Below are 12,463 nucleotides of genomic sequence, written 5' to 3'. Positions count from 1 at the left end.
CTAAAGATGTGCGCCGGCTCAGGCGGCCAGCGGCAGCCGCACTTCAAAACAGGCACCGCCATCGGGCCGGTTGCGGCAGCTCACCGTGCCGCCATGGCGCAGCGTGATGGACTTCACCAGCGACAGTCCAAGGCCCACACCACCCTCGCGTTCGGAGGCGCCGGGTAGCCGGTAGAACGGCTCGAAGATGCGCTCGGCCAGCTCAGGCGGCACACCCGGTCCGCGGTCGTTGACCTGGATGACAGCCTGGCCCCCTTCGGTGCGTATCGTCAGTGTGGCCTCGCCTGCGGCGTAACGTTTGGCGTTTTCCAGCAGATTGCGCACCACACGGCGCAGCAGCTTGGCCACACCTGGCACCTGCACGGACGAAACCTCCACATCCAGCGTCACCTGCGTACGTGCACATTCTTCGGCTGCCAGGCCCACCAGGTCCACCGATTCCACGGTACCCAGGTCCGCTTCCTTGGCGTCCAGGCGACTGGCCAGCAGAATTTCGTCGATCAACTGGTCCAGCTCGGCGATGTTGCGTGATATTTCCTGGCGTGCCGTGGGGCTGGTGTTGTTGCCCATCAGCTCCAGGCCCATGCGGATGCGGGTGAGCGGGGAGCGCAGTTCATGTGAGGCATTGGCCAGCAGCGACTTTTGCGAGGTCAGCAAGGCTTCGCGCGTCTTGACCAGTGTCTCAATCTGTTCGGCGGCCTTGTTGAAGCGCGCTGCCAGAAAGCCTACCTCGTCGCGGCCACCGGTGGCCATGCGCACGCTCAGGTCGCCATCGCCCCAGCGCTCCACATTGCGCTGCAATGCCTCCAGACGGTGGGTGAGGCGACGCACGATCGGGTAGATGGCCAGGGCCACGGCCACGGCAACCAATCCCAAGGTCCAGAAAAATCCAAAGGGCGCGCGCCAGTTTCCGTTGGGTGGACGCGGCAGGTGCAGATGCATGGTCTGCCCGTCATTCATGCGCACGGTGAATTCCGGTCCGTTGCCGTATCGGCTGCGGGCAATTTCCCGGGTCTCTTCCTGCGATGGCTCAGCGCCTGCCGTATCCGGTGGGGCCGGGGTGGCGCCGTTGCTTGGCTCGATGTGACCCGCTTCGACATCCGGTTTGTCACCAGCATGGTCATTGGGATGCAAGTCACCGGGTCGTGCCAGCCTTACCTGGCCCTTGCCGATCACGTCTCCCATGGCATTGCGTACCACCACCTCGCGCAAGGGAGGCTCGGCGGTCATGCGCCAGGCCCAGCCCACCAGAAGCGTCAGAACGGCCACGGCCAGCACCACGGCCAGCCAGATCCGCACATACAACCTCTGGAAGAAGAGATTCATTCCTGCTGCCGGGCGAACACGTAACCCACACCCCGCACCGTGAGGATGCGTTTGGGGTCTTTGGGGTCGGCTTCGATGGCTGCGCGGATGCGGCCCATGTGTACGTCGATGGAACGGTCAAAGGCTTCCAGCTCACGGCCGCGTACGGCCTCCATGATCTGGTCGCGCGTCAGCACCCGGCCGGCACGCTCTGCCAGGGCCACCAGCAGGTCGAATTGGTAGGAGGTGAGGTCGCAGGGTTTGTTGTCCACGGTGACGGTACGGGCATCCCGGTCTATCGTCAGGGAGCCATAGCGCAGCGTGTTGCTGGCAGGCGCAGTGACGCCTTCGGTCTTGCGGCGCAAGATGGCGCGCACCCGGGCCAGCAGCTCGCGTGGTTCAAAAGGCTTGGGCAGGTAATCGTCGGCACCCATTTCCAGGCCGATGATGCGGTCCATGGGGTCGCCCTTGGCGGTCAGCATCAGGATAGGAATCTTTGACGTCGCAGTGGTCAGTGCGCGCACGCGGCGGCAGACTTCCAGCCCATCGATGTCGGGCAGCATCAGGTCCAGGATGACCAAGTCGGGAGGGTTGCTGTCGCCTTCCTGGCTTAGGCGGGCCATGCCGCTCAGACCGTCGGGCGCTTTGCTGACCGCGAAACCGTTTTGTTCCAGGTATTCGCCCACCATGGCAGCCAGGCGGGCGTCGTCTTCGATCATGAGCAGATGTTGGGTCATGGGCTGCAGTCTAGCGCTGCAACTTTACAAAGCAATTTGCTGCGCTTGAAGTGGGGGTAAAGATAGGTAAACAGCAGCTACTGCATTTCCTGCGTCGCAATGCGCGAGGCCAGCCAGACCAGCAGCAGCACCGGCGCACCCAGAAACGCGGTCGCGGTGAAGAAGCTGGCGTAGCCGAAGTGGTCCACATAGACGCCCGAATACCCCGCCACAAACTTGGGCAACAACAGCATCATGGAGCTGAACAAGGCGTACTGGGTGGCCGAGTAGTTCACATTGGTCAGCGACGACAGGTAGGCGATGAAAGCGGAAGAGGCGATGCCCCCGGCCAGGTTGTCGGCGGAGATGACGAAGATGAGCTTGGTCACATCATGGCCCTGGCCTGCCAGCCAGGAGAACAGCAGGTTGCTGCCCGCGCTCAGGATGGCGCCCAGCATCAGCACCCGCATCACGCCCATGCGCAGCGCCATGGCCCCTCCCACAAAAGCGCCGACCAGGGTCATGACCACGCCGTAGATCTTGGTGACCGCTGCCACCTCGTCCTTGGTGTAGCCCATGTCCACGTAGAACGGGTTGGCCATGATGCCCATGACCACATCGCTGATGCGGTAGGTGGCGATCAGCCCCAGGATGAGGATGGCCTGCCAGCGGTAGCGCCGTACAAACTCGGCAAACGGGTCCAGCAGCGCACCGCGCAGCCATTCGGCAGCGTTGCGGCTGGCGGGAATCTCGCGCTGCAGCGGCTCCTTGGAAAACAGCACGGTCAACACGCCGGGCAGCATGCTGGCCGCCATCACCAGGTAGGCGGTCTGCCAGGCGCCGTACTGGTAGATCTCTGCATTCGCCACCTCCGAGCGGGCTGCAAGCCACAGCGCGCCGGCTCCGGCCCAGATCATGGCCAGCCGGTAGCCGGTCTGGTAGGTGGCCGAGAGCGCGGCCTGGTGCTGCATGTCGGCGGACTCGATGCGAAAGGCATCCAGTGCAATGTCCTGCGTGGCCGATCCAAACGCCACCGCAATGGCGCACCACACCATGGGTGCCAGGGCCAGTTTGGGATCGGTGAAGGCCATGCTGATGAGCCCGCCCACGATGAGGGACTGCGCCAGCAGCAGCCAGCTGCGCCTGCGCCCCATCAGCCGGGTCAGCAGCGGAATTGGCAAACGGTCCACCAGGGGTGACCACACCCACTTGAAGCCGTAGGCCAGGCCCACCCAGCTCAGGAAACCGATGGTGCTGCGGTCCACACCGGCTTCACGCAGCCAGAAGCTCAGCGTGCCAAACACCAGCAGCAGCGGCAGCCCCGCGGAAAAACCCAGCGACAGCATGCGCAGGGAGGCGGGTTCCAGGTAGACCTTGAGGGTTTGAGCCCAGGTGGGCTTGGGTGCTGCGGGAGGTGCGCCGTGCGTGGAGGGGGTCATGGGGGAATAATACTTGCTGGCCTCTTGTGCAGCCGGGCACAGCGCCCCACTTCTAGGATTTATGAAAAGAGTTGTTTCAAAGTACTTGTTGCCATTGCGTGTCGCGCCGCTGGTGCTGGCGTGTGCCTTCCTCATGCAGCCGCTGGCTTCCCATGCGTTGGACGGGGAGGGCATCAACGTCGGCAAGAACTCCGTCTTTACCAATCTGGTGCCGGCAGAAACCGTGGAGCGCTCTGCCGCCAAGCAATATGCATTGATGCTGCAGCAGGCTTCGTCCAAGAATGCGCTGGGGCCGGCCGACAATGCGCAGGTCAAGCGTCTGCGCAGCATTGCCCAGCGGCTGATCCCCTATGCCATACCCTGGAACGACCGTGCACGCCAATGGCAATGGGAGGTGAACCTGATTGGTTCCACCCAGATCAACGCGTTCTGCATGCCGGGCGGCAAGATTGCGTTCTACAGCGGCATCCTCAAGAAACTGCAGCTTACCGATGACGAAGTGGCCATGGTCATGGGCCACGAAATAGCCCACGCCCTGCGCGAGCATGCGCGTGAGCGCATGGGCAAGAACGCCGCCACCGGCATGGGAGCCAACATCATTTCGCAGGTGTTCGGCTTTGGCCAACTAGGCCAGACCGTGACCAACTACGGCGCGCAACTATTGACGCTGGAATTCAGCCGTTCCGATGAATCCGAGGCCGACCTGGTGGGCATGGAGCTGGCGGCGCGCGCCGGCTTTGATCCGCGTGCCGGCGTCACCCTGTGGCAGAAGATGACGGCGTCCAACCAGGGCGCGCCACCGCAGTGGCTCTCCACCCACCCGTCCGGTCAGACCCGCATTGCCGATATCGAGGCCAATTTGCCCAAGGTCATGCCGCTGTATGAGCGCGCCAAAAAAACAGCCGGTACCGCGCAATAGGCGCGTTACCGGCTGTTGTTCGGTCTGAAGGTCTGATCAGGACTTGAGCGCCTTGTTCATGGCGTCCCTATCCAGCTCGTTTTCCCAATGGGATACCACCACCGTGGCCACGCCATTGCCAATGAAATTGGTCAGGGCGCGCGCCTCGGACATGAAGCGGTCAATGCCCAGGATCAGTGCCAGACCGGCCACCGGGATGGTGGGCACTACTGCCAAGGTGGCCGCCAGGGTGATGAAGCCCGCACCGGTCACGCCGGAAGCGCCCTTGGAAGTCAGCATGGCCACGCCCAGCATGGTGAGCTGCTGCGTCAGCGTCAGATCGATGTTGAGCGCCTGGGCCACGAACAGCGCCGCCATGGTCAGGTAGATGTTGGTACCGTCCAGGTTGAAGGAGTAGCCCGAAGGCACCACCAGACCGACTACCGACTTCGAACAGCCCAGGTTTTCCAGTTTGCGCATCAACGGCACCAGCGCCGACTCCGAAGACGAAGTGCCCAGCACCGTGAGCAGTTCGTCCTTGATGTAGACGATGAAGCGGAAGATGTTGAAGCCCACCAGCAGACCGATAGCACCCAGCACCACGATCACGAACAGGGCACAGGTCAGGTAGAAGCTGCCCATCAGCTTGGCCAGTGGCGCCAACGCGCCAACGCCGTACTTGCCGATGGTGAAGGCCATGGCGCCACCAGCGCCCAGGGGGGCCAGCTTCATGATGGCGTTCATCATGGCAAAGAAGATGTGCGAAGCCTCTTCAATGAAGACGTGTACCGCCTTCTGTGCCTTGCCCATGTGAACCAGGGCATAGCCAAACAGCACCGACACCAGCAGCACCTGCAGCAGGTCACCGGAGCCGGTAAAGGCATCGGTAAAGGTCTTGGGAATGATGTGCAGCACAAAGTCGACCGTGCTTTGCTCGTTGGCAGCCTTGGCGTAGTTGGCCACCGCCTTGGCATCCAGCGTGGCAGGGTCCACGTTGAAGCCGGCGCCGGGGCGCAAGAAATTCATCACGATCAGGCCGATGGCCAGGGCGAAGGTGGACACCACTTCAAAGTACAGCAGCGCCTTGCCGCCTACGCGCCCGACCTTCTTCATGTCACCCGCGCCGGCAATGCCCAGCACCACTGTGCAGAAGATCACGGGGCTGATCAGCATTTTGACCAGGGAAATGAAGCCATCCCCCAACGGCTTGAGCTTGACGGCATCTGTGGGGCTCAGGTAGCCGTAGGTGCCGCCCAGGATGATCGCGATCAGAACCCAGAAATACAGATGACTGGTTAGACGTTTCAATTCCATGCTCCTCGTTGTAAGAATGTGCGCGCATTCTGTGCCCATGCGGGTTGCGCCACAAGTGTGGAAAACCACATCGCGCAGGGCGTTGGCGAACGGATGCCACTGCGCATTTGGCGATGGTTGCGGGATTCCTCCTAAGATAGCGGCCATACCAACCGGAGACTTTTGTCCTATGAACCCCAAAACCATGAAACACAGCGCCAGCATCTGGGACGGAGAGGTGGGCCACTCCCGCTGCATCGACGTGGTGCATTGGGAAGGTGACATCACCCCCGAACAATTGGCCAATGTGGCCACCCAGATCTCCACCGACTGGCAGATGGTGGACCTGCAGCTGGACCCCGCCCACCCCCTGCATGGCAACGCCTTCCACCTGCGCAAGATGGATGACGACGAATACGAAGAAGTCGAGTACCAGAAGCGCAAGGCAGCTTTTGAAGCCCGCCACGCGGGCAAGCGCGTCTGGGTGCACGGCTACCACTTTGAAGAGGACGTGGAGGCGGGCACCAGCGAGCCGTTCTTCTACGACACCATGTTCAGCACGCTCTTCATCACGCTGGCCGACATTGAAGCTCTGTGCGACAAGCACTACGGCGAAGGCGTCTGGGACGAGTACAGCCTGTACCTGGATGACAAGCTGCCTACGCCCTTGGCGATTGACTTCTAAAGCAAACGGACCTGTCCGAGCCGGTCTTAGTTGATGAGCTGGTTGTACACGCTGGTGGCCAGCGCCATCAGTGTGGCCTTGTCCACCTGGCCTGAGAGCGCATAGCCAAAGCCTTGCTCGGCCCAGTAGAAGCTGGGGACCGAGCCATCCGTTTCGAAGCGGAACTGGGTGGCGTCGGTGTCCGCCTTGTTGGCCGACTTCTCCAGTGCACCCATGTAGAGAGTCAGGCGCCGCCCCTGGCCATCCTGGAACATGAACTGGGCCCGCGCTCCCGCATCGCCGGGCAGCAGGCGCCCGCCCACCAGTTCAAACCCCTGCGCATCCAATTGCGGGATCTTCAGCGGCTTGCCCAGGCGCTTGGACAGCCATTGCACCAAGTGGGCCTGCTCGGCGGCGGCCACCTCCACCGGATGGCGTTTTTCCGGCAGGTAGACGCTGTAGGCAAAGCTGGCCTGGCGCACAAACTCACGCTCCACGGCACTGCGGGACATCTGCAGGGCGTTTTGCTGCACATAGCCATGGGCAAACCAGCCCAACCCGGCCGCCATCACAAAACCGGCAGCCGTGTGCAGCCAGCGGCGCTCGCGCGCCACCCGGTCCTGCAACTCTGCCAACGCGTTGCCAGCTGTCTGCAAGGTTTGCGGCACCGGTTCATCCAGCACCTCTTGATGCAGATTGCGCAGAGACGCGTCCAGCGTGTCCGAATGCATTGCAGTCATTTCAATCGCCTCAAAGGGGTTGCCGCGGCACCATCGGCAGGTTCGCTCATGAGCTCACGCATACGTTCCCGGGCGCGAGACAGGCGCGACATGACGGTGCCCAGAGGTACGCCGGTGACCTTGGCCACTTCCGCATAGGACATGTCTTCGACAGTCACCAGCAGCAGTACCGCGCGTTGGTCCACCGGCAAGCGCAACAGGCAGCGCTGCAGATCCAGCTGCAAATCCGTCATGGGTGCAGGAGCGTGCAGTTCGTGGCTGACCTCGTCGATATCGGATACCAGGTGCGGCGCTGCGCGGCGCTGCACCTGGCGCACCTCGCTGATATAGAGGTTGTGCATGACCGTGAACAGCCAGGCTCTCAGGTTGGTTCCGGCCAGCCACAGGCGCCAGCGGGAGCAGGCACGCTCCAGCGTGTCCTGCACCAGGTCATCCGCTGCCCACACGTCTCCGGTCAGCGAGCGCGCATAGCGCCGCATGGCCGGAATGTGTTCGAGCAGGGAAGAGCGCATGCAGCAGCTTCAGTATGTCTTATGGTTTTGCAACCTGCCACACCTTGTTGAAGCCGTCACCGGTCTTGTCGCCGGGCTTGCTGTCTTTGGCCCAGTAATACAGGGGCTTGCCTTTCCAGGCCCATTGCTTGCTGCCATCGTCGCGGGTGATGATGGAGTAGTCGCCCTTGGCTGCATCCGAGTCTGCGGCCATCAACGGCGGCCAGTTGTTGGCACAGGGGCCGTTGCATACTGACTTGCCAGAGCCCGCGGCATCCTTGTCAAAGGTATAGAGCGTCATGCCGTTGGGGCCGGTCAGTACGCCGTCCGACACCATGGCAGGTGCCTTGCCCATGGAGGCACAGGCGCCCAGCAGGGCAGTAGCCAATACCAGTGTCAGAGCCGCTTTGCGGGGCAATGGGGAAAAATGCAGGTTCATGGAAGTCTCCGGTCAAGGTTCGCATCAAGGTGTGCGCACTGGATAAACGCTGCGGGAGCCCGCTTTATTCCATGCCCGTCAAAAAAAGTTGATGTCGTTCTGTCGCGCGCCTTTGGTCATCCGCCCCATGCTACAGCTGCGCCCTGATCAGCGTTGCAACCATTTCAAACCCGGAAAGAACTGCCTGCGCCAACGCGGTACAGCCTGCGCCATTGGCTGCGCGCCCTTCGCGTTCCAGCGCTTCGCACAGTGCGCCCAAACGCATGGCGCCCACTGCGCGTGATGACGATTTCAGCCGGTGTGAATGCTCGGAGGCCGATTGCCAGTCCCCATGCGCAACACTAGTCGCAATGGCGCTGGCGGTTGCGGGTGCGCTCTCCAGGTATTTGCCCAGCAAGCGCTTGTGGATGGTGGGGTTGTCGCCAACTGCCCGCGCAAGGGCGCCTGCGTCCCAGAGTGGCAGCAGTTCCAGTTCATTGTCCAGTGCGCGCAGGGGCATGGCGATTGGCTTCAGAGCTTGGCAATCAGGGCGGCAAGGGTATCGCGTTCCAGCGGCTTGGGGAGTGTGCCCAGCAGGGTGACGCGATGCAGTTTGGCAACCAGGGCCGCGCCGCGCATAACGTCCTCCGACTGACCCGATACGATCACCAGTGCACCGGAGTAGTCCAACTGCGTCAGGCTTTGCATGAACTGAAAGCCATCCATGCCGGGCATCTGGAGGTCGATTAGGGTGAGCTGGAAATGCCCCGGTTGTTCGGCCAGCCGTTGCAGGGCCTCATCGCCACTGGTGACGCCGGCCACGGCGCCAAAGCCCAGGCTGCGCAACAGCTCTGCGCTCAGATCCAGCTGAAAAGAGTCATCGTCAACGACCAGCACGTTGATGGAGCGGCGTTCCAGTTCCGGGGAAGTGGTCTTGACCATGGTGGAGTCAGCCTGCCGGATTCAGGCCCAGTGCGTTGGCCCACTGGACGTGGGCAACCGGCTTGACGAAGGCGCCGGTCACCTCCAGGCCGCTGGTACTGGCAATCTGGCGGGCCATGTCGAGCATGTCGATGTTGACTCCGCTGACGATAATGACCGCGCCCTTGAACTGCATGCGCGCGAGTTGCTCCAGGAATTCAAGCCCATCCATATTGGGCATGTAGATGTCGCAGACCAGTGCATCGGGCAGGACCTTGGCAGAGCGCAGCAGGCGCAGGGCGGCAACGCCGTCGTCCGCACAGGTGATCGTCATGCTTCCCCATGCGCCCAAGGATTCGCGGACTAGGTCCTGTGCGAACGGGTCATCGTCCACCACCAGAACTTCCAGGGGCCTTTGCGTCGTGTTCATGCAGGGAAGTAAGGGCGCATGAATTCGCGCAGCTTCTTGATGCCCTCCATCTCTGCGGGCTTGAGTACCACGTCGGTGTCCCAGTCGCAATACAGCAGGCCCGAGACCCTGCTGTTGGCAATGGGCAGGATGACGAACTTGGTCACCGTGGGCAACAATGCGCGAAAACCCTCCGGCAAGGACGCGTCCTTGAGCTTGGAGACGTCCGCTATCGAGACATCCATCTGGTTCTTGATGGAGGCATGAAAAGCCGTGGGCATGAATTCCGCGGATATGCGCAGGCGGCTCTTGAGCTCATCAATGCCCTTGCCATAGGCGCAACGCACCCGCATTTCGCCGGAGCGCGTGATCATGAACAGCAGGCAGTGCGCCGTATGCAGCACCTCGCTGATGCCGGGCAGCAGGGTGTTGGCCAGCTCTTCCAGGCTCGCCTTGTGTTCCTTTTGCAGGTCTTTGAGCAGCGTGTCCAGCCGTGACTCGTTGGACGCGACCACTCGCGCGGGTCGCGTCTGGCGTATGTGTTCGGCCTGACTGCTGACGATGGCGCCCAGGCGGGATTTGTCGACGCCCGGCAGGTCCAGGTCGTTCAGCAATGCATGCGCCGCCTCGACCTTCCCTTCAGAAATGAGCGCGGACGCGGAGCTTGAAAACCGTGCGATGCCCACCAGTGTGGGGTCGCCGCTGCCATCGATGGTGGCGCGCAGGGTCTGGGGCAAATTCCAGCGTGCGGCCAGCTCCACTCCTAGATCCTGAAAGGAAACACCCAGCACAGCCAGCGCAGCTGCATCGGGGGTCTTGCCTGCCGCGACCTGGCGCGCAATTGCAGCGGTTTCGACCGGCAGGTATCGGCTGGTCATCAGACGGCCGATCTCGTACATGAGGGTGGCGATCGAGGCGTCCTCAGCCCGGTCAACGCAGGCATTGCGAGCCAGCTCCGAGGCCATCAGGGTCTGGGACAGGTGCTCATCCTTGCGCAGTTCCTCTTCGGACACCAGATCGGCGCCCAGGGCCAGATGCAGCACCGCCTCGGAACCCAGTACGTCCACAGCCGAGCTGACGGAGGCCGAGCCGCCCGAGAAGGGCGCATACATGGAGGAGTTGGCCAGCTTCAGCACCTTCTGGGTCAGCGCAAAGTCCTCGATGATGTGGTCCACCACCCGCTGCTTGCCGTCCTCGCTGCTGTCCAGTGCACCCAACACCGACGCGACCGAGCGCTCCGTCGCCGGAACTCCTTTGGACGAATCCATGGCCTGGAGGATTTTGTCCAGTACGCTGGAGCTCATGCGACAGCCGCCTGGGGTTGTAGCAATCGGCTCAATGCTTCCGCCGATTGAGGTCTGCCGGTGAGGTAACCCTGGACCAGGTTGCAACCGGCAGCCTTGAGGAAGGCAAACTGGGCATTGGTTTCCACACCTTCGGCCACCACCTTGAGGTCAATGCTGTGCGCCAGGTTGATCATGGCGGTAATCAGCTTGCGATCCGATATGGCTTCGCTGCCGTCTTCACCCATGGCGGTGACAAAAGCCTTGTCGATCTTGATGCTGGACACCGGCAGACGGGTCAGGTACGACAGACTGGAGAAGCCGGTACCGAAGTCGTCAATCGAGAAGCGGATACCGTGTTCGCGCAACCGGGCCAGCGCCCTCTCGGTCTTCTGCTGGCTGCTCATCAAAGTGGATTCCGTGATCTCCAGAACGAGTCTGGAGGGATCTATGCCGGACTCCCGTATCACTTCCAGCACTTGCTCGTCAAAGTTGTCGCTGCCGAACTGCACGGGTGAAACATTGACCGACATGACAAAGTCCGGATCCAGGGCGTGGAACTTCTTGAGCTGGTAGCAGGAATAGCGCAAGGCCCATTTGCCCAGAAAAGGCATCAGGCCCGAATCTTCCACGATGGGGATGAACTGGTCCGGATTGACGCGTCCCAGATCGCGGTTGACCCAGCGCATCAGCGCTTCGGCACCAACCAGATTGTTCTGCATGTCGTACTGTGGCTGGTACTCCATGTAGAACTCGCCTTCCTGAATGCCGTTGTGAATGGCGGCCCGGATGGAGAAGTCCACATTGGCCTCAGTCGCGGCAAACACGGTGACACGGTTCTTGCCCGCGTTCTTGGAGAAATACATGGCCGTGTCGGCATTCTTGAGCAGGGTGGAGTAGTCCTCACCATGCAGCGGGTACTCCGCCACGCCGATGCTCACGCCCAGATAGGCATTGTGCGGCGCAGTGTCATAGGGACGGGCTACGGCCAGCAGCACGTTCTTGAGTGCCAGCTTGGCGGCCTCCGCGTTTTTGCCCCCGTACAGCAGCACGAATTCGTCACCACCCAGGCGCGCCATCATGTCACCCGGCCCAATGAGCTTGACCAGACGTTTGGTGGTTTCCACCAGCACGGCGTCGCCCATGGCGTGGCCATAGGTGTCGTTGACTTTCTTGAAGCCGTCCAGATCCAGCAGGGCGATGGAGAACGGTCCCTTGCCTTCCTGTATGTACTCGTCCACTGTCTTCTTCAGGAAGGCGCGGTTGGGTAAGCCGGTGAGCTCGTCATTTTCGGCAGCCCGACGTAGCGCGAAGTCTTCGGTCTTCCAGCGGGAAATATCGAATATGCAGAAAACGTGCTGACCCACACCCGACAGTGGATAGCAGCGCAGGTTGATCCAGCACTCCGTACCACCCTTGAGAATGCGCAGGTCGCGCGAGAAGGTTTCAGCTGTCCCGGCCAGCGCCTGACGGAAGCCCGCGACGTCTTCCGGGTGTACAACCTCTGCAAAATTCTTGGGTATCTGCGCGCCAGGAATCTGGGTAAACCAGCGCTGGCCCGGCTCCGACACGAACAGGATATCGAGCTTGCCGTCTACCCGCAGCACGGCATCCAGGACCCGATCCAAGGTGGGGGAGCTCATGGTGGATTAGTTGAATGGAAGGGCATGGAAACAAGAATTAGAGATTTCGCCTGCCAATGCTCACATTCATCCTCCAACAATTGCTATTAATCTGGAGAATACCATTCACTAACGCGTTTCAGCAAACCGCCCCAGGTCGGTCCCGCCATGGGCGCAGCATGACGCTGTCGAGGTGGTTGTGTCCATGACCGTGCCAATATCGCAGCCGTGTAAAGTCGGCGCCAACTGCTCGGGCAAGGTTGT

General features: G+C 61.7%; 14 protein-coding genes. 2 read left to right on the top strand and 12 right to left on the bottom strand.

Annotated features, from left to right (window positions below; translation table 11 throughout):
* Positions 1–18 precede the first annotated feature (18 nt).
* The 3 genes from AAGF34_RS06060 to AAGF34_RS06050 all read right to left on the bottom strand — a co-directional run bounded on the left by AAGF34_RS06060 (position 19) and on the right by AAGF34_RS06050 (position 3,460).
* A complete protein-coding gene (locus AAGF34_RS06060; RefSeq protein WP_342619716.1) occupies positions 19–1,326 on the bottom strand; it encodes an ATP-binding protein in 1,308 nt (435 codons plus the stop codon).
* On the bottom strand, positions 1,323–2,042 hold the full coding sequence (locus tag AAGF34_RS06055; protein WP_342619715.1) for a response regulator transcription factor: 720 nt from the start codon (positions 2,040–2,042) through the stop codon (positions 1,323–1,325). Before AAGF34_RS06055 ends, AAGF34_RS06060 begins: the two co-directional genes overlap by 4 nt.
* Before the next feature lie 77 nt (positions 2,043–2,119).
* A complete protein-coding gene (locus tag AAGF34_RS06050; protein ID WP_342619714.1) occupies positions 2,120–3,460 on the bottom strand; it encodes an AmpG family muropeptide MFS transporter in 1,341 nt (446 codons plus the stop codon).
* A gap of 133 nt (positions 3,461–3,593) precedes the next feature.
* Here AAGF34_RS06050 and AAGF34_RS06045 point away from each other — a divergent pair, with 133 nt between their 5' ends.
* Positions 3,594–4,379 (top strand): M48 family metallopeptidase, encoded by a 786-nt coding sequence (locus AAGF34_RS06045; protein ID WP_342621045.1) that lies wholly within the window; start codon positions 3,594–3,596, stop codon positions 4,377–4,379.
* 36 nt (positions 4,380–4,415) lie between these two features.
* On the opposite strand, the gene AAGF34_RS06040 is transcribed toward AAGF34_RS06045, so the two are convergent.
* The gene (locus AAGF34_RS06040) at positions 4,416–5,630 is read right to left on the bottom strand and encodes a dicarboxylate/amino acid:cation symporter (RefSeq protein ID WP_342621044.1); all 1,215 of its coding nucleotides are present in this window, start codon (positions 5,628–5,630) and stop codon (positions 4,416–4,418) included.
* A gap of 211 nt (positions 5,631–5,841) precedes the next feature.
* Here AAGF34_RS06040 and AAGF34_RS06035 point away from each other — a divergent pair, with 211 nt between their 5' ends.
* Positions 5,842–6,336, top strand: coding sequence for a hypothetical protein (locus AAGF34_RS06035; protein WP_342619713.1), 495 nt, complete (start codon positions 5,842–5,844; stop codon positions 6,334–6,336).
* Positions 6,337–6,362: 26 nt separating this feature from the next.
* Here the strand turns inward: AAGF34_RS06035 and AAGF34_RS06030 are convergent, their stop codons facing one another.
* The 8 genes from AAGF34_RS06030 to AAGF34_RS05995 form a co-directional block, all read right to left on the bottom strand.
* Positions 6,363–7,055 carry an anti-sigma factor gene (locus tag AAGF34_RS06030; RefSeq protein ID WP_342619712.1) on the bottom strand — a complete coding sequence of 231 codons (693 nt, stop codon included), beginning with the start codon at positions 7,053–7,055 and terminating at the stop codon, positions 6,363–6,365.
* The gene (locus AAGF34_RS06025; RefSeq protein ID WP_342619711.1) at positions 7,052–7,567 is read right to left on the bottom strand and encodes a sigma-70 family RNA polymerase sigma factor; all 516 of its coding nucleotides are present in this window, start codon (positions 7,565–7,567) and stop codon (positions 7,052–7,054) included. Before AAGF34_RS06025 ends, AAGF34_RS06030 begins: the two co-directional genes overlap by 4 nt.
* A 19-nt stretch (positions 7,568–7,586) precedes the next feature.
* Entirely contained in the window at positions 7,587–7,964 is a 378-nt protein-coding gene (locus AAGF34_RS06020) for a hypothetical protein (protein WP_342621043.1), read from the bottom strand.
* 151 nt (positions 7,965–8,115) lie between these two features.
* Entirely contained in the window at positions 8,116–8,484 is a 369-nt protein-coding gene (locus AAGF34_RS06015) for an Hpt domain-containing protein (RefSeq protein WP_342619710.1), read from the bottom strand.
* An 11-nt stretch (positions 8,485–8,495) separates the two neighbouring features.
* Complete coding sequence (locus AAGF34_RS06010; protein ID WP_342619709.1) at positions 8,496–8,906, bottom strand: response regulator; 411 nt, start codon at positions 8,904–8,906, stop codon at positions 8,496–8,498.
* Between the two features lie 7 nt (positions 8,907–8,913).
* Positions 8,914–9,315 carry a response regulator gene (locus AAGF34_RS06005; protein ID WP_342619708.1) on the bottom strand — a complete coding sequence of 134 codons (402 nt, stop codon included), beginning with the start codon at positions 9,313–9,315 and terminating at the stop codon, positions 8,914–8,916.
* Positions 9,312–10,598 (bottom strand): HDOD domain-containing protein, encoded by a 1,287-nt coding sequence (locus tag AAGF34_RS06000; RefSeq protein ID WP_342619707.1) that lies wholly within the window; start codon positions 10,596–10,598, stop codon positions 9,312–9,314. The genes AAGF34_RS06005 and AAGF34_RS06000 overlap by 4 nt, the downstream gene beginning before the upstream one ends.
* Entirely contained in the window at positions 10,595–12,220 is a 1,626-nt protein-coding gene (locus tag AAGF34_RS05995; protein WP_342619706.1) for a GGDEF domain-containing protein, read from the bottom strand. The genes AAGF34_RS06000 and AAGF34_RS05995 overlap by 4 nt, the downstream gene beginning before the upstream one ends.
* Positions 12,221–12,463 lie beyond the last annotated feature (243 nt).

Source organism: Rhodoferax sp. GW822-FHT02A01, from assembly GCF_038784515.1.
GTDB lineage: Bacteria > Pseudomonadota > Gammaproteobacteria > Burkholderiales > Burkholderiaceae_C > Allorhodoferax.
The sequence above is the reverse complement of the archived record's forward strand: the minus strand, read 5'-3'. Positions and strand labels throughout refer to the sequence as shown.